The sequence below is a fragment of the Nocardia sp. NPDC127526 genome, from assembly GCF_042672265.1.
Classification (GTDB): Bacteria; Actinomycetota; Actinomycetes; order Mycobacteriales; family Mycobacteriaceae; genus Nocardia.
The window spans coordinates 33,701-49,824 of record NZ_JBHXVO010000029.1 but is presented as its reverse complement, the minus strand read 5'-3'; the positions used below and the strand labels follow the sequence as shown (position 1 = coordinate 49,824).

Below are 16,124 nucleotides of genomic sequence, written 5' to 3'. Positions count from 1 at the left end.
TCAGCGTGGTGGGCGGAGGATCTTCAGGGCGGCTTTCAACACCGGTGTCGGGACGCGGTCGCGCATGTTGAGGGCGGTGGCTGCGGCTTTGGTGCGGGCTTTGGTGCCGCGGCCGAAGAGTTTGCTCAGGGGGCCGCCGGAGGGGGCGAGGTCGACGTGGAGGGGTGGGCGGTCGGGGGCTGCGCCGAGGGCGTGGGAGATTACTATGCGCTGGATTTCGCTGGTGCCTTCGAAGATGGTGTAGAGCTTGGCGTCTCGGAGCCATTTCTCTACGGGATGGTCGGTGATGTAGCCCCAGCCGCCCAAGGTTTGGATTGCGCGTTCGGTGGCCCGGACCGCCAGTTCGCTGGCGGCGAGTTTGGCCATGGAACCTTCGCCGCGGTGGAAGGGGACGCCTCGTGCGGCCATCCAGGAGGCGCGCCAGGTCAGCAGGCGGGCGGCGTCGAGCTGGGTGGAGAGGTCGGCGATGGGGAAGGCGATGCCCTGGTTGTCGATAATCGGGGAGCCGAAGGCCTCTCGGTGCTTGGCGTAGGTGGTCATGTATTCGATTGCGGCTCGGGCGATTCCGAGGGCCTGGGCGGCGACCATGGGGCGGGTCTGCTCGAAGGTGCCCAGGGTCACCGAGCCGGAGCGGCCGTCGCCGCGGATGGCTGCGCGGCGGGTGGCCAGGGAGTGCTCGAGTTTGTCGATGCCGCCGAGCAGGTGATCCAGAGGGATGCGGACATCGGTGAACGTCAGTTCGGCGGTGTGGGAGGCGCGGCAGCCGAGTTTGTCGAGCTTGCGGACCAGTTCCAGGCCGGGTGTGCCGCCGGGGACGATGAACAGGGCCTGGCCGCGGTGGCCGAGCTGTTCGTCCACGACGGCGTTCACGACGTGCACGTCGGCGATGCCGCCATTGCCGATCCACATCTTGTGGCCGTTGATGATCCACTCGTCGCCGTCGCGGACGGCGCGGGTGCGCAGGTTGCGCACATCGCTGCCGCCCTCGGGTTCGGAGATGGCCAGTGCCGCCAGTTTCAGATCCCCGGGCGTGCCGAAACATTCGGGGGCCCAGCGCAACATCTGCTCGGGTGTGGCGGCCCGGCCGATCGCCGACAGCGCCAGGGCGGGCATGACGATCGCCAATCCGATGCCGGCGCAGCCCCAGAACAGTTCCTCCATGAACATCGGGAGTGACAGTCCGGTCGAGTCGCCGATCAGGTCGCGATAGAACAGCGGGCTGTAGAACCCTCGATCGGCGGCCTCCTCCAAGATCGGCCACGGAAACTCCTGGGTCCGGTCGTAGTGCGCCGCCACCGGCCGGATGCGGTCGCGGGCGAACTCGTGCGCCCGCTTGGCCAGGTCGTGCTGCGCTGCCGTCGGAGTCAGATCGAACGTCACGAATGGTCGATACCCCGTCAGCGCTCCTCGACACGCCGCCGAGCGAAACACCGCTCAGGTCAGCGACCGCACCCCCGCGATGTCGTACTCGGCCACCGCGGCGGACCGAATCGCGGCGGTCTGCTCCGCGCTGGGCCCGCTGCCGCGAAACGCCTCCACCGCGGCACGCGTCTCCCAGCGCTCGAAGATCACCACCCGTTCGGGGTCCAGCAGGTCCGCGCTGACGGAGAAATCGAGGCAGCCGGGCGTGGTGCGCGCCTGGTCGACCACGGCGACGCAGCCCGCGAGGTAGGAGTCACGCTCGGCGGCGTCGACGCGGATATGCCCTGCGACGATGATCATCGGCTGCTCCTGCTCGGCGGTCACTTGCGCCAGAAGAAATGGTGGACCACCGAGCCGCCCGGGCTCGGGACCTTCTCCAGGTGGAAGCGGTCGAGGAGGTCGTCGGGGCTGTTCCAGAGGCGTTCGCCGCGGCCGAGTTCGGTTGGCGAGACGGCGAAATGGAGTTGGTCGATGAGGTCGGCGTCGAGGAACTGCCGGACGGTGGCGACGCCGCCGCCGATACGGACGTCCTTGCCGTCGGCGGCCTCGAGGGCCTGAGCCAGGGCGTCCTTGGGGGAGGCGTCGAGGAAGTGGAATGTGGTCTCGCCCAGCGTGAACGACGGGCGCGCGTGGTGGGTGAGGACGAAGACCGGGGTGTGGAAGGGAGGCTCGTCGCCCCACCAGCCCTGCCAGTCGTAGTTCTCCCACGGTCCGCGCTGCGGGCCGAATTTATTGCGGCCCATGATTTCCGCGCCGATATTGTTGGCGTAATCGCGGGTGATGTAGTCGTCGAGGCCGTAGGTCCCGCCCGGTTCGGTGCGGTTGGGCCAGTGCGCGGTGGCGCCCGCCCAGGCGAAGAGGGCGCCCGGGTCGGCGTGGCCGAAGGGGCGGTCGAGGCTCTGGCCCTCGCCGGTGCCGTAGCCGTCGGCGGAGACCATGAAGTTTTGAACGCGGACCAGCTGTGCCATGAGAAACCCTTCTGGTTGCAATGTGCAATCGGTTGCGAATCTACCTAGACTGATCTCGTGTCGCAACCAGTTGTTCATCGCAAGCTGCCGGTGCCGCCCGGAAAATCGGGCTGCCCGATCAATATGACCGTGGAGCTGCTGGGGGACCGGTGGAGCCTGATCGTGTTGCGCGACATGATGTTCGGCGGGCACACGCATTTCCGGGAACTGCTCGCCGCATCCCTGGAGGGCATCGCATCGAATATTCTGGCCAACCGGCTCGCCAAGCTCGTCGACGCGGGCCTGTTGACCCGGCACGACGATCCGAGTCATCGGCAGAAGGTGGAATACCACCTCACCGAGGCGTCCATCCAGCTGGTGCCGGTCCTCGCGCAGCTCGGCGCGTGGGGCGCGGCCTGGTTGCAGACCGCGCCGGAATTGACGGTGCGAGCGGAATTGCTCGCCGCCGGTGGGCCACCACTCTGGGAACGGTTCATGGCCGAATTGCGCGCCACCCACCTGGAGGGCGTGCCCGCCCGCACGGATGGAGTGCTCGCGGAATTGACCGCCGCCTACCTCGCGGCGGTCGCCGAGTCCTAGGCCATCCCGGCGGAAGCGGTCAGCGCGGCCTGCATGGCGACGCCGTGCGATGGACTCGGAACCCTAGTGGCCCTTCGGGTCTCGGAGGCTCTGTCCGCGGTGGGCTCGAATCCTGCGGTGCTCGAGCAGGATCAAGGCGCTGCCGCCGATCAGGCATAGCGCGCCCGCGACCGCGGCGATGACTGCCCAGCCTGCGAAGCCGTAGCCGGCGGCGGTGAGGGTCGCTCCGAGGCCGACCACGCTCAGCAGGATGAGGATCAGGCCGGGCCAATTGCGGTTGTCGAGAATGGTTTCCCCGGCGTGGGTTCGCGTCGTGCGCGCATCATCGGGGATATCGGCACTATCGGGCATCGGAATTCCTCCTAGCAGCGGTCGCCCGCGCTCGACTACAAGATCGGCCGGCCACCGGTCACGGCGACCCGCGCACCGGAGATGTAGCTGCCGTCGTCGCCGGCCAGCAGCACGTAGGCCGGTGCGAGCTCGGCGGGCTGACCCGCCCGGCCCAGGGGAGTGTCGTCGCCGAAGGCGGTCACCTTCTCCACCGGCATGGTCGAGGGAATCAGCGGGGTCCAAATCGGCCCGGGCGCAACGCTGTTGACGCGAATCCCGCGCAGGCCCAGCAGTTGCGCGAGGCTGGCCGACAGATTCGCGATCGCGGCCTTCGTGGCGGCATACGGCGCGAGAGTGGGCGAGGGCATATCGGAGTTCACCGAGGAACTGCCGATGATCGAGGCGCCCGCCTTCATATGCGGCAGAGCGGCTTTCACCAAGGTGAAGTAGGCCGACACGTTCACCTTGAAGGTGTAGTCGAACTCCTCGTCGCTGATTTCCTCGAGATTGTCATGGGTCATCTGATAGGCCGCATTGCTGACCAGCACGTCGATCGTGCCGAATTCCTTGACGGCGGTATCGATCAGGGCATAGCAGTGCGTGCTGTCGGACAGGTCGCCCGGTACGAGAACGGCGCGGCGACCGGCATCGCGCACCAATTTCTCGACCTCCGCGGCATCCTCGTGCTCGCTGAGGTAGGAGAGCACCAGATCGGCGCCCTCGCGCGCGAACGCGATGGCCACCGCCCGCCCGATTCCGCTGTCCGCGCCGGTGATCACCGCGACCTTGCCGGTCAGCTTGCCCGAGCCGCGATAGCTGTCCTCGCCGCAATCCGGCGCGGGGCGCATCTGCTGCTGTGATCCGGGAACCTGCTGTTGTTGCTCGGGAAATCCCACGATGTACTCCCTTCGGCGCGGATAGGGCGGATGCTGCGGCCATACCCGAGCACCCCGTGCGAAAACCTCGGACGCCGTCACAGGGATTGGCGGGGCGCGGGCGGGGTACGCCGATCAATGCCGGACATTCCCGTAACCGAGGAGTTGCCCAGTGCGGCGTTTCGCGAAAACCGACCCCACGAGACCGCTGCCCCGCCCGCGCGGTGACTTGTCGATGGCGGTGGCCGAAACGCTGCTGCGGCAGGCCGGAACGCCGGTTCCGGTCTGCCGCGACGCCGATCCGTACGGCGATGATCTGCAGCTTGCGCTGCACACCTGCTACGCGCTGCACTACGACGATCTCGAGGGCGTGGATCCGGGCTGGGAGTGGGATCCGGGGCTGCTGGGTCTACGTGCGGAACTCGAACGGCGGTTGCTGACGGCCCTGCGCGACGGCACGGCCGGTGGCGGCGATCTCGACGCGGAACTCGAGGAACTGCTGACGGTCCCCGCCGAGGAGACCGGTCTCGGCCCCTACCTGCGTGACCACGGCCTACCGTGGCAGCTGCGCGAGTACTTCGTGCATCGCTCGATCCTGCATCACCAGGAGGCCGACCCGTACGCATGGTTGATTCCCCGGCTGCGCGGGCAGGCCAAGGCCGCGCTGGTCGCCGTCGAATTCGACGAGTTCGGGGGCGGGCGCGGCGAACGCATCCACCACCGGCTCTATGCGGACCTGCTGGCGGGCGCGGGATTGGATCCGGGCTACCTGCACTATCTGGACGTCGTTCCGGCCCCCATGCTCGCGCTCGTCAACATGATGTCGCTGTTCGGCTTGCACCGCGATCTACGGGGTGCGGGGATCGGTCATTTCGCGTCCGTGGAGATCACGTCTTCACCCGCGTCTCGACGCCTTGTCGACGCGCTGACCAGGTTGGAAGCCGACCCCGCCTGTGTGCTGTTCTACCGTGAGCACGTCGAGGCCGACGCGGTTCACGAGCAGCTGCTGCGCCGTGAGGTCATCGGTGATCTGCTGACCCGTGAGCCGGGACTGCGCGCGGACATCGTCTTCGGAATCCAGGCCACCGCACTGCTCGAAGACCGATTCGCCGATCACGTGCTGACCTGCTGGAAAGAGGACCGCAGCTCCCTGCTGGCGGATGCGGCCGGTCCCGCGATCGACCCCCGGCGGACTCGACCTGCGGATTAGCGAGCGGTTCACCGGCTATCCGGTACTCGTGATGTTGATACGTGCACCGGGTGTCTACAAGCCCCAAGCCGATACCCGAATGCTCCTCCGCGCTTTCGCCGACGCGGGTACACCGCCGCACGGCCGGGTCCTCGATGTGTGCACCGGCACCGGCGTGCTCGCCATTGCCGCGGCCCGGGCTCGCGCCGCATCGGTGACGGCCGTGGATATCTCCCGTGCCGCTCTGGTTTCGGCCTGGCTGAACAGTCGCGTGCGAGGCGCGGGGATCGAGCTGATCCGCGGCGACTTCCGATGCGCTGCGCGGGCGGCAATTCGATGTGGTGCTCGCCAACCCGCCGTACATGCCCGCCGAAGCGGCCGGGCCGCCCCGGGGCAAGGACCGGTGCTGGGATGCCGGATTCGAGGGCCGGTCGGCCATCGACGCCCTGTGCCGGCTCGCGCCGGAATGGCTGTCCGCCACCGGCTTTCTGCTCATGGTCCACTCCGGACTCTGCGACGCTGACCGCACCCTCACCGGCCTGCGCGGCAGCGGGTTGAAAGCCGCGGTGGTCGCCCGCGCGACGATACCGTTCGGGCCGGTATTGCGCCGTCGTGCGGGCCGGCTGACGGCGCGCGGCCTGCTCGCGCCCGGACAGCAGGACGAGGAATTGGTGGTGATCCGTGCCGACCGACCCCGAAGGTAACCGGCGGACAATCACTTACACCGCCGATGGCCCGGCCCTGGTCGAGGGTCCGGTGGAGCTTGTAACCGCTGACGGTCGCATCATCCGTTCCGACCGCTGCGTGGTCGCGCTGTGCCTGTGCCGCCGCTCCGCGATCTATCCGCTGTGCGACACCAGTCATCGCAAGCGCCGGCGCGGCACGGACAGTGGCGATTAGGCCCCGGCTCAGGGTGTGGCGCAGAGGGCGGCGTCGACGACCTTCCCGACATCGGCTGTGGCCTGCGACTGTTCGGGGACCTGGTTGACGCTGACGGTGACCGCGCGGCCATCGCTGGTGACGCCGCCGCGGGTTTCGAAACCGTCGATATCGCCGCCGTGGCCCCAGCTGTCCTTTCCGCACGACAGCGTGCGGCGCATCAGGCCCAGGCCGTAGCCGATCGATGCTCCCGGAACCGGCACGGGCACCGTGCGTTTCATCTCCGTGAGTTGATCGGCCGGGAGCAGTCGCCCATCCAGCAGTGCGGTGAAGAACCGGTTCATATCCGCGCCGGTCGAGACCATCGCGCCCGCCGCACCGGCCCACGACGGGTTCAGATTCGTGTAATCGACCAGTGCGCCGCCGAGCCCGCTGTATCCGACAGGGTGCGGTCCCCGGATCTCGGTCTCATCCGGCCCGGGATAATAGGTGTCGCGCAAGCCGAGCGGCTCGATGATCCGGCGCGTGATCTCCGCCCCGACCGTCTCTCCGGTAACCTTCTCGATCACCATTCCCGCCAATGCGTAGTTGGTATTGGAATACGCCCACTGCGCGCCCGGCTCGAAATCCGCGGGCGCTGTCAACGCATTACGCACAACCTCAGTGATATCCGTCCTCATCCACCGAGTCTGCTCGTTGTAGATATCGAGCTGTCCGGGCTCGGGCGCAACCCCGAACTCCGCCGCATACTCGGGCAGCCCACTGGTGTGCTGCAACAGATTCCGTATCGTAATCCGATTCCCGTCGATCCCCGGCCCCTGCACCACTCCCGGCAGATACTTCTCCACCGCAGCATCCAATTCGACTTTTCCCTCCGCCACCAGCTGAAGAACGACGGTCGCCACGAATGTCTTGGTATTGCTCCCGATCCGCACCCGCGCATCCTCGGGAAACGGCGTCCCGCGCTCGATATCACCCACCCCCGCAGCAGCGACCCACACCCCATCCCGATCGCTCACCACAACCTGAGCGCCCGGCAACTTGTCCCCTGAAACCAAATGATTCAGGGCCGCAACAGCATCCGCCCGCCCGATCTCCGCGCCACTCGTCCTCCCCTGCTGGACGTCCCCGGAATCACATCCCGCCACGACGGCGACCCCAAGTCCCACCGCCACCGCAGTGGCCAGTACCCGACGACTCTCCCTGATACGCAAAACAATTCCCTTCTGCTGCGGACACAGTCACGCTACGAGCAGTCCGGGACCCCCAACCAGCTGGCGAACACCCTTCTTTGCGGTAGTGCCAACCCCACCGCCGATCCAGCTCCGCGCCGATCGCTCGCCGGATGCCATCGCTCATGTGCCTCACCCCAATGAGCTTCTCGCCGTGCATCGTTGCGATGGGGGGGCAAGGATTCTATTCCAGTGAGACCACCCGAAGGGTGCGTAGTTCGGAGTCTGCGGGGTCGGGGACGTTCATTCCTACTGCCGTTCCGGAGCGGAGGTAGTCGATGACCGCCTTGTCGATGAGTTCGCCGGGGACCAGGACCGGGATGCCCGGGGGATAGGGGGTGACCTGTTCGGCGGCTATGCGGCCGGGGGCCTGGTCGAGGGGGACTGTTTCGCAGGGGCCGAAGAAAGCGTCGCGGGGGAGCATGGCCTGTTCGAGTTGGAGGTCTCGGGGGGAGGGGAGGTCGATGGGCGGGGGTGGGGTGGGGGTGATGGTGGTGCGCCAGGCGGTGAGGGCGTCGACCAGGGCGTCGATGGTGGTTTGGTCGTCGGAGGTGGAGAGGGTGGCCAGGATGCGGCGGTGGTCGATGAGGCCCAGGTCGAGGCGGCGGTTGGTGCGGAGCCAGTCGGCGATGTCGTATCCGGTTGCGCCGGTGGGGGATACGTCCATGAGGACTTGGAGGCGGTCGAGATCGTGGGAGGCTTCTACGCCCAGGAGTTCGTCTTCCATGACCGTGATGCCGGGGATGCGGGCCAGAGCGGAGCGGGCCTTGGCGGCGGTTTCCAGTGCGGCGTCGAGGAGTTCGCGGCCGTGTTGGACCATGTGGCGGCGCCAGCCGTCGATGGCGGCGTAGAGCAGGACGTTGGGGCTGGTGGTCATGAGGAGGTCGGCGCACAGTTTCAGGCGGTCGCGGTCGATGAGGTCGCCTTGGACGTGGAAGACCGAGCCCTGTTCGAAGCCGCTGCCCATTTTGTGGACGCTCACCACGCAGATGTCGGCGCCGGCGTCCATGGCCCAGGTGGGCAGGTCCGGGTGGAAGGGGAGGTGTGCGCCCCAGGCCTCGTCGACGATGAGGGGTTTGCCGTGTTCGTGGCATATGTCGGCGATGGCCGCGATATCGGCGCAGGTGCCGTAGGGGCTGGGGCTGACAATGAGCGCCCCGGCCGCATCCGGATGCCGTTCCCAGCCCTCGCGGACCTGTTCCGGTGAGGGCGGATGGGAGAAGTGGCGTTCGGCGTCCCAGCGGGGTGCGATCCAATACGGTTGGACGCCCGAGAACACGAGCCCCGCCACAATCGATTTGTGGCTGTCGCGTCCGAGAATGAGCCCGCCGTCGCCGCCCGCCACCGCCAGCATGGTGGCTTTGACCGACAGTGAGCTGCCGCAGGTCGAGAAGAACGCCCACTCGGCGCCCACGGCGTCGGCCATCAACTCTTCCGCGTGCGTGAGATGACCCTCCCGCGACAGCCGGTCGTCCAAGCCCGGCGAGGCCAGCACATCGGCCCGCATCGCCCCGCCGAGGACCTCGAGAATCCGCGGATCCACATTCCGGCCTTGCCGATGCCCCGGCGGCGTGAACCCATAACGCCCGAGCCGTTGGTAATCGGCCAGCGCGTCGAGAATTGGAGCGCGTGCATGATCCATCGCGGCTGCGATACCCCGGTTTGGCCATGCCAAACACCACGGGCCGCCTCGCTGCGAGCAGATCGCCCGCAAACACCGTCACTGAGCTGTGGAATCGTAGCGTTCCTGGGCTTCCACGATCGCGGACGTGTTCGCGCCGATCCAGAAGATCAGGTCGCACAGATACCCGGCGCCCTCGCGGCCCAGACCGGTCAGCGCGTAGCTGACCTGCGGGGGTTGGTGGGTTCGACGGTGCGGGTGACGAGCCCGTCGCGGTCGAGCGTGCGCAGGGTTTGCGACAGCATCTTCTCGCTGATGCCGTCCACCAACGCGACGACGTCGAGATCCACTGGCACGCCTTCGAACTCGACCCAACCCTCGGGCGCGCACCGAACCTCTCCCTCCCCGAACGCTCCCAACGCGACCTCGGCGGCACGGACCGGCAGACCCGCGAACGCATGGAAATGGTCGAAGCGATGGCAGCTCGCGCCGGACTGCACTACGACCTGTCCCGCGCCCGCCCCGTGAACAGCCACGACGCCCACCGCCTCATCAAATTCGGCGAATCGGCCCAACTCGGCGACGCCATCCGCGAGCGACTGATGCGCGCTTACACCAGCGAGGGCGCCATCCTCACCGACACAGCGACCCTCATCCAGCTGGCCCGCGAGGTTGGTCTCGATCCCGACAGCACCCGAACCCTGCTGGCGGGCACCGATTTCACCGACGCGGTCCACGCCGACCAAGCCGCCGCCCGAACGCTCGGCATCGGCGGCGTCCCCACCTTCGTGTTCGACAACCGCTACGCGATTTCCGGCGCGCGGCAGCCCGAAGAGTTCCGGGAACTTCTCGAACGGTCGGTGCGGTCACCGATCAGCGGTTAGGCCCTGTGCTCCGATAAGTTCGACGAGCCGCGCGTGCGTGCTCGTGTCGGCGGCGGCGAGGAGGCCGCCCGGGGTGCTGTGCAGGGGCTGCCCGGCCAGGCCGGTTACCGTGCATCCCGCTGCTCGGCAGATCGCGATCCCGCTGGTGAAGTGCACATTGTCGCGGAACTCGGCGCCGTCGGTGAGGTAGGCCGCGCGCCGACCGGCGGCCACCCAGACCAGCGCCAGGGACGTGGACAGCACGCGGGGATGGAATTCGGCGGCGAAGCGGTCGTCGTCGAGCAGGCGGGCGGCGCGGAATCGTTCCAGGTTCGGGAACGGGGGATCGAGATCGATATCGACCAGCCGGCTGTCGGGCCGCGGGCGGAGCGGCTGGTCGTGACCATCGCCCCGGAGGAAGGCCCCCGCGCCCGCGGTCCAGAACACCTCCTCGGCGACCGGATCCGCCACGGCCGCCACGGTGATGGCGCCGTCGATTCGCAGGGCGATACTGTACTTCAGTTGCCGACTCCGCTCCGGAGGTTATGCCGCGCGGCGATCGGCGACATCGAATCCGGCCGAGTCACGGCTTTTCTCAGCCGCCCGGTGCAGACGATCCAGCCGGCGGTCACGCCGAGGGGCGCGGCCAGCAGCGCGGTGACCAGGGTGTCGCCCAGCGTGCCCGCCAGCAGGTCGCCGACCAGCAGGGACAGCACCAGATTGTTGCCGGCGTGCGCGAGGCTGGGCACCCAGATGCTGCGGCTGCGCAGGTAGAGCCAGGTCAGGATGACCTCCTGGAACAGGAGGGACATCGTCCACACGCCCAGCCCGGCAAAGACATTGCCGAAATGCACGTAGCCGATGAAGGCCAGCGGGTAGTGCCAGGAAGCCCAGATGAGACCTGTCGCGGTCACCGACGCGATGGGCCGTCCCGGGAACAGCCGCGGCCGCAGATATCCGGTCCAGCCGAATTCCTCCCCGAAGTACAGCGGCGTCAGCACGATCGCCGCCACCAGCAGGATCGGCGTCAGCCCGGTGATCGGAATATCGAAATCCGAACTCAGCCAGGACGAGTCCGGCCACCACAATCGGATCATCACCGCCGTGGCAATGCTGGCCACAGCCAGGGCCAGGGGGCCGAGCCAGGCGATCAGATACCACCACCGGCGTTCGCGAAACCGCAGTGGCAGAGCGGCATCGGCGAAGCCCTCCCGCGTCACCCAGCGCCGGACCACCAGCGCCGCGATCGCCGGCGCGACTCCCATCGGCAACTGCACGATCGGATTGATCACCGAAAACCCCAGCCACACAACCGCGAACAACAACCAGAGCCAGGAAATCCCGAAGGCGATCAGCAGAAATACCGCCACCCCCACCGGATTCGAGACCGCCGGCCGTCGTTGCCCCACTCGTCCATCGATCATGTTTCGATCCCACCGCGCCCGGCGACGAAGATCAGCGGTGCGAACCCCCGAATTCGAGGTGTAGCGAGCTACACCCGCACGCTCAGCCGACCGGATCGCCGGGAGCGCTGCGCGCAGCGTGGAACTGCCGCCAGAACTCGCCCAGCGCGGCCGGGTCGTGCTCGATCAACTCGCGGAAGCGGTCGATGAATCGCAGTTCGGCTTCGATCAATTCGAGGCGATAGCGGTATTCGATGAGAAACAGCGGATCGACCTCTCGTGCCCTGTCGAGCACCGCGTGCTGCTGCGCGGCCTGCTCCTGGAGGGCCCGGCGACGCCGGGCGAGCAGCGCGGGAACGTCCTCCGGCGGCAAGACGACAATGAGGGACAGCGCGGCCTCGAACTGCCGGTACTCCTTGCCCGGTACCGCGACCATCTCCCGCATGTGGTCGCGCAGCCGTTCCGCACCGGCCTCCGTCGGGGTGTACACGGTCCGCTCCGGCCGCTGCCCATCGCGCTCGGTGTGCACGGCGGTGATGTATCCGGCGCGAGCGAGCTGGTCCACGACCATATAGAGCGAGGCGTGCTTATATCCGATATTCCGATCGGCATTGCGCTGCTTGAGCAATTTTCCGATCTCGTACGGGTGCATGGGCCGCTCGAGCAGATAGGCGAGCACCGTGAGCGCGAGCGGATTGTGCAGCGGGTCCCGCCGAGTCGCCACGGGCCCCTCCTCGATCACCAGCTACACGTCGAGCTCGATGCGCTCGCTGCGGGCACGAGACACGCAGGGGTAGATGATATCGACCCGCTCCCGCTCACCGGCCTGCAGCACATCGTCACGATGATCCGGCACCCCGGCCAGCACCCGGGTGGCGCAGCTCCCGCAGACACCGTCCTCACAGGACAGATCGACGGTGGGATCGACCTCCTGGATGGCGGCGAGCAGCGTCCGGTCGGCGGGCACCTGGACGACGACACCGGAGCGGCGCAGCACGGCCTGGAACGGCGTCGCGGCCTCGTTGGCGCGGTTGCTCGCGGCGAAGCGCTCGGCGTGCACGGTCACGTCCGGGCGTTGCGCCGCAGCGATTTCCACGGCACGCAGCAGTCCTTCGGGACCGCAGCAGTACACTGCCGCTTTGCGTGGCGCGTTGCTCACCAGCGCCGCGAGATCCGGCCGGGAATGGGTATCGCCCGGCAGCAGCGTCACCCGATCCGCGTACTGCGCCCGCAGCGCGGTCGCGAATGCCATGGCCGCCAACGATCTTCCGCGGTAGATCAGCCGCCAGTCGGCCCCGGAACGAGACAGCCGGTGCAGCATCGGCAGGAACGGCGTGATCCCGATACCTCCCGCGACGAACACGTAGGCGGGCGCATCGACGAGCGGAAAGTTATTGCGCGGCCCCCGAATACCGATGCTCATCCCGGCACGCAGCCCGTGAATCTCCGTCGATCCGCCACGGCCCTCGGGCTCGTTCAATACCGCGATCCGATAGCAGCCGCGGTCGCCGGGATCGCCGTAGAGCGAGTACTGCCGCACCCGTCCCGACGGCAACACCACATCGATATGCGCACCCGGCTCCCACTCCGGCAGCGGCTCGTCCCCGGCGGCCCGCAAGGTCACAGCGATTGTCCCCGTCGCGAGTTCACGGCGATCCGCCACCGTCGCGCGAATCTCCCGCCCGGCCGCCCGCGCGGGCAGCAGTCGCCGGCCCCGCCTGGTCTTCCCGCCCGGCTTGTACAGCGACAACAGCACCGCGCTCACCAGCCCGAGCAGCGAGGACCCGAATCCCCAGAAGACCACATCGGCGGCGCCGGTGAGCTCCGCGCTCGTGCCGCCCGTAGCGGCCAGTCGCGCGGCCTCCTCGTGCGCCTTCTCCAGTGCGTCGTGCAGGAATCCGAACGCCATGGCCAGCACTCCCACGGCAATGGTCAGCTTGATCGTCACCCAGTAGTACCTGATCAGCCCCCACCCGGTGGTCACGCCGAGCGCGAGCCCGGTGAGCACGGTCGCGAAGTTCGCCCACGGCAGCAGCGTGATGTCGAAGACCGTCATGAGTTCGTAGGTGGTCACGCTGGTTTCGATGGTCCCGGTCGTCATGGCCACCACCGCCATGGCCGTAATGGTCAGGGCGATACCCACCCAGCAGGCCGCCGCGACGGCGTGCGCCGCGACGAGCGCCTTGCGCGGTCCGGGCCGCAACTGTCCCGCGAGCCGTGAAACAGCCGGTACGACAAGCCAGGTCGCGAACATCGCCGCCCCGTCGCCAATGGCGAACGCCTGCAGCACGGTCGCAATGATCAGCACCCAGCCCAGCGTCGTCACCAGCGGCCGCGGAACGCCCCGCCACGCCGTCACGAGCACCGCCAGGCCACCGCTGAGTGCGGCGAGGAAGTACCACATCGGAGCGACCGCATCCGGCAGATACGGCGGGAACAGCGGCGGTAGCTGCGCGGCCCCGAGCGCGAGAATCGCGAAGCCCACCAGGCTGTTTCGCGCGCCGGTAGCGGGCCGGGCGGGTGGTCGGGCAGGTCTGGTGGCCGGACGGACAGCGGTCTGGGTCTGCATTATGCGTCTCCGCGAGCTCGAATAGTCGATATCGACTATTCGAGTATGTGCGCCGAACCCGCCCGCTGCCATCGGGAATCACCCTGATACCGCGAAATCGCACCGCGGAGCCACCCGCGCCTCACCCCACGGTGCCGCGTCCTCATACCTGAGAGTGATATTCGAAGACCCCTCCGCAGCGGGATGCCGCCGCCGGCAGCGGTTTCTAGCGTCCAGAGGATGAGGAAATCCGGCCGATCGTGTCGACGCCCGAGTCCGCCGTGGCCGATAGTGATCTCATGACCTGGCTGACCCGGGCGGGCCCGCGGCCATGGTGGGCACCGGTTTTCGCCGCCACACTGGTACTCGGAGTGGCCGTATTCGGCATCGTCATGCACACGCTCATGTCCGACACCGGCCTGTCCGACCGCCGCGCCCTCGGACTGGCCCTGGCTCAAGCGCTCGCCTTGGTGCTGGCGGTGCGGCTCCCGGTGATCGCCTGGGCTTGCTCGACGATGGCGGTGTCACTGGCGTCGTACTGGTCCGGCAGCGGTCTCTGGGTGGACGCCATGGCCAACAGCTACCTGATGGTGCTGGGCGTGATCGCGCTGACCGTGCCGACCCGGCATGCGGCGGCCTACTGGGGCGCGACCGTCGCGGCCGGGCTGGGACTGGCCGTCGCGCTGCACCCGCCATCCTGGCTGCCGGACCTCCTCGATTTCACCGTCCTGACCGGCCTGGTCCTGATCGCCGGCGCCGCGGTGCGCGGCCTGGCCGTGGCCCGGCGCGGCCTGCGCGACCAGCAACGGGCCATGACCCGCCAGCGCGAGCGAAACGCGGTGCTGGAGGAACGAACCCGCATTGCCCGCGAACTCCACGATGTGGTCGCGCACCACATGTCGGTGATCGCCCTGCAGGCCGAGGCCGCGCCCTTCCGCGATCCGGAATCCGCGCCGCAGACCTTCGCCGCCATCCGCGAGAGTGCCGTGACCGGGCTCGCGGATATGCGGCGCATCCTCGGCGTGCTGCGTTCCGCCGACACCGGCACGGCTCCGCCACCCGCTCTCGCCGATATCGGCGGCATGGTGGAACTGGTGCGCGGCACCGGAACTCACATCGACCTGGAAATCGAGGGTGATCTCTCGGCCGCTCCGCCCGGAATCGGCCTGTCGGCCTACCGAATCGCGCAGGAGGCGCTGAGCAATGCCGTCCGGCACGCGCCCGGCGCACCCGTGCGCGCGCGAATCGTTCTGGACGACAGTCTGATTCGGATCGACGTCGACAACCCGCTCGGTGGCCCGGCGATCACCGCCGAACCCGGGGGCCACGGCCTCACCGGAATGCGCGAGCGCGCAGCGGCTTTCGGCGGTACCTGCGCAGCCGGACCGACCGGCGACGGCCGCTTCGCGGTCTCGGTCACGCTGCCGTTGCGGGAGGCGCGATGACGCCCATCCGAGTTGTCGTCGCCGACGATCAGCAATTGGTCCGGGAGAGCCTGGCGGTACTGCTGAATGCCCAACCCGGTATCGAGGTCGTCGGTCAGGCCGCCGACGGTGAGCAGGCCGTCATCGAGATCGCGCGGTCCCGGCCGGATATCGTGCTCATGGATGTCCGCATGCCCATCCTGGACGGCCTGGAGGCCACCGCGCGTATCGCCGCGGCCGAGTACCCGCCGAGGATCATTATGCTCACCACTTTCGACCTCGACGAATACGTCTACGCCGCCTTGCGCGCCGGCGCCAGCGGCTTCCTGCTGAAAGACGTCTCCGCACATGCCCTCGGCGACGCCGTGCGGGCGGTGGCCCGGGGCGATGCCATGCTCGCACCTTCGGTGACCCGCCGCCTGCTCGAACGATTCACCCGATTCCCGGATCGATTCGCGCCGCTGGCCCAGCGATCGGAGGAGCTGACCGCCCGCGAGAACGAAGTCCTGGTTCTCATCGCCCGCGGCCTGTCCAATGCCGAAATCGCCAGTGAACTGGTCATTTCGGAGCAGACGGTCAAGACCCACGTGGGCCGCATTCTCGACAAACTGCACCTGCGCGACCGGACCCAGGCCGCGATCTACGCCTATGAGGCCCGCCTGATCCGGCCCGAGTAAGCGCCGGAAGCGGATGGATGCCAGCGTGATTCGTCACATTCGTCTTCTAAGACGGGCGACCGGTTTGCCAGACCGGCGTCTTTACGGAATCATTACCCACCAGGTGGGCCGGGA

The 16,124-nt window shown here is 68.0% G+C and carries 18 protein-coding genes and 2 pseudogenes; 8 read left to right on the top strand and 12 right to left on the bottom strand.

The annotated features are described in order from the left end of the window. Genes ACFVIV_RS32015 through ACFVIV_RS32005 form a run of 3 tightly spaced genes read right to left on the bottom strand, consistent with a single transcriptional unit; the run spans position 1 to position 2,390 of the window. Entirely contained in the window at positions 1-1,380 is a 1,380-nt protein-coding gene (locus ACFVIV_RS32015; protein WP_379202811.1) for an acyl-CoA dehydrogenase family protein, read from the bottom strand. A 54-nt stretch (positions 1,381-1,434) separates the two neighbouring features. Beyond that, positions 1,435-1,722 (bottom strand): putative quinol monooxygenase, encoded by a 288-nt coding sequence (locus ACFVIV_RS32010; protein WP_379202809.1) that lies wholly within the window; start codon positions 1,720-1,722, stop codon positions 1,435-1,437. Between the two features lie 20 nt (positions 1,723-1,742). Next, a complete protein-coding gene (locus ACFVIV_RS32005) occupies positions 1,743-2,390 on the bottom strand; it encodes a dihydrofolate reductase family protein (protein ID WP_379202807.1) in 648 nt (215 codons plus the stop codon). Positions 2,391-2,447: 57 nt separating this feature from the next. Between ACFVIV_RS32005 and ACFVIV_RS32000 the strand changes: the two genes are divergently transcribed. After that, positions 2,448-2,969 (top strand): winged helix-turn-helix transcriptional regulator, encoded by a 522-nt coding sequence (locus ACFVIV_RS32000; protein ID WP_379202805.1) that lies wholly within the window; start codon positions 2,448-2,450, stop codon positions 2,967-2,969. Positions 2,970-3,032: 63 nt separating this feature from the next. Here the strand turns inward: ACFVIV_RS32000 and ACFVIV_RS31995 are convergent, their stop codons facing one another. Next, on the bottom strand, positions 3,033-3,320 hold the full coding sequence (locus ACFVIV_RS31995) for a hypothetical protein (RefSeq protein WP_379202803.1): 288 nt from the start codon (positions 3,318-3,320) through the stop codon (positions 3,033-3,035). 35 nt (positions 3,321-3,355) lie between these two features. Then, positions 3,356-4,195 carry an SDR family oxidoreductase gene (locus tag ACFVIV_RS31990; RefSeq protein ID WP_379202801.1) on the bottom strand — a complete coding sequence of 280 codons (840 nt, stop codon included), beginning with the start codon at positions 4,193-4,195 and terminating at the stop codon, positions 3,356-3,358. A 214-nt stretch (positions 4,196-4,409) separates the two neighbouring features. Between ACFVIV_RS31990 and ACFVIV_RS31985 the strand changes: the two genes are divergently transcribed. The 4 genes and pseudogenes from ACFVIV_RS31985 to ACFVIV_RS31970 all read left to right on the top strand — a co-directional run bounded on the left by ACFVIV_RS31985 (position 4,410) and on the right by ACFVIV_RS31970 (position 6,263). Further along, positions 4,410-5,384, top strand: a complete 975-nt coding sequence (locus ACFVIV_RS31985) for an iron-containing redox enzyme family protein (protein ID WP_379202799.1) — start codon at positions 4,410-4,412, stop codon at positions 5,382-5,384. Next, positions 5,335-5,616: pseudogene (locus ACFVIV_RS31980) on the top strand (50S ribosomal protein L11 methyltransferase); the annotation flags it as partial. The gene ACFVIV_RS31985 and the pseudogene ACFVIV_RS31980, both read left to right, overlap by 50 nt. 85 nt (positions 5,617-5,701) lie before the next feature. Continuing rightward, complete coding sequence (locus tag ACFVIV_RS31975; RefSeq protein ID WP_379202874.1) at positions 5,702-6,067, top strand: hypothetical protein; 366 nt, start codon at positions 5,702-5,704, stop codon at positions 6,065-6,067. Beyond that, positions 6,045-6,263 (top strand): CDGSH iron-sulfur domain-containing protein, encoded by a 219-nt coding sequence (locus tag ACFVIV_RS31970; RefSeq protein ID WP_379202797.1) that lies wholly within the window; start codon positions 6,045-6,047, stop codon positions 6,261-6,263. The genes ACFVIV_RS31975 and ACFVIV_RS31970 overlap by 23 nt, the downstream gene beginning before the upstream one ends. A gap of 8 nt (positions 6,264-6,271) precedes the next feature. Here ACFVIV_RS31970 and ACFVIV_RS31965 read toward each other — a convergent pair whose 3' ends face one another. From ACFVIV_RS31965 to ACFVIV_RS31955, 3 genes and pseudogenes are all read right to left on the bottom strand, one after another. Then, the gene (locus ACFVIV_RS31965) at positions 6,272-7,390 is read right to left on the bottom strand and encodes a serine hydrolase domain-containing protein (RefSeq protein ID WP_379202870.1); all 1,119 of its coding nucleotides are present in this window, start codon (positions 7,388-7,390) and stop codon (positions 6,272-6,274) included. A 268-nt stretch (positions 7,391-7,658) separates the two neighbouring features. Beyond that, positions 7,659-9,116: an aminotransferase class I/II-fold pyridoxal phosphate-dependent enzyme gene (locus ACFVIV_RS31960; protein ID WP_379202795.1), complete on the bottom strand. Its 1,458-nt coding sequence runs from the start codon at positions 9,114-9,116 to the stop codon at positions 7,659-7,661. A 179-nt stretch (positions 9,117-9,295) separates the two neighbouring features. After that, positions 9,296-9,421, bottom strand: a pseudogene (locus ACFVIV_RS31955) (winged helix-turn-helix transcriptional regulator); the annotation flags it as partial. On the opposite strand from ACFVIV_RS31955, the gene ACFVIV_RS31950 reads away from it, so the two are divergent. Further along, positions 9,389-9,979, top strand: coding sequence for a DsbA family oxidoreductase (locus ACFVIV_RS31950; RefSeq protein ID WP_379202793.1), 591 nt, complete (start codon positions 9,389-9,391; stop codon positions 9,977-9,979). The pseudogene ACFVIV_RS31955 and the gene ACFVIV_RS31950 sit on opposite strands and share 33 nt — an antisense overlap. Here the strand turns inward: ACFVIV_RS31950 and ACFVIV_RS31945 are convergent. The 4 genes from ACFVIV_RS31945 to ACFVIV_RS31930 form a co-directional block, all read right to left on the bottom strand. Then, positions 9,962-10,462 (bottom strand): inositol monophosphatase family protein, encoded by a 501-nt coding sequence (locus ACFVIV_RS31945; protein WP_379202868.1) that lies wholly within the window; start codon positions 10,460-10,462, stop codon positions 9,962-9,964. The genes ACFVIV_RS31950 and ACFVIV_RS31945 overlap by 18 nt on opposite strands. Positions 10,463-10,476: 14 nt before the next feature. After that, a complete protein-coding gene (locus ACFVIV_RS31940; RefSeq protein ID WP_379202791.1) occupies positions 10,477-11,382 on the bottom strand; it encodes a CPBP family intramembrane glutamic endopeptidase in 906 nt (301 codons plus the stop codon). An 82-nt stretch (positions 11,383-11,464) separates the two neighbouring features. After that, a complete protein-coding gene (locus ACFVIV_RS31935; protein WP_379202789.1) occupies positions 11,465-12,085 on the bottom strand; it encodes a PadR family transcriptional regulator in 621 nt (206 codons plus the stop codon). 21 nt (positions 12,086-12,106) lie between these two features. Beyond that, entirely contained in the window at positions 12,107-13,930 is a 1,824-nt protein-coding gene (locus ACFVIV_RS31930) for a PDR/VanB family oxidoreductase (protein WP_379202787.1), read from the bottom strand. Between the two features lie 278 nt (positions 13,931-14,208). On the opposite strand from ACFVIV_RS31930, the gene ACFVIV_RS31925 reads away from it, so the two are divergent. Continuing rightward, positions 14,209-15,354: a sensor histidine kinase gene (locus ACFVIV_RS31925; RefSeq protein ID WP_379202785.1), complete on the top strand. Its 1,146-nt coding sequence runs from the start codon at positions 14,209-14,211 to the stop codon at positions 15,352-15,354. Continuing rightward, positions 15,351-16,010, top strand: coding sequence for a response regulator (locus ACFVIV_RS31920; RefSeq protein ID WP_379202783.1), 660 nt, complete (start codon positions 15,351-15,353; stop codon positions 16,008-16,010). Before ACFVIV_RS31925 ends, ACFVIV_RS31920 begins: the two co-directional genes overlap by 4 nt. The last annotated feature ends 114 nt before the right edge of the window (positions 16,011-16,124 follow it).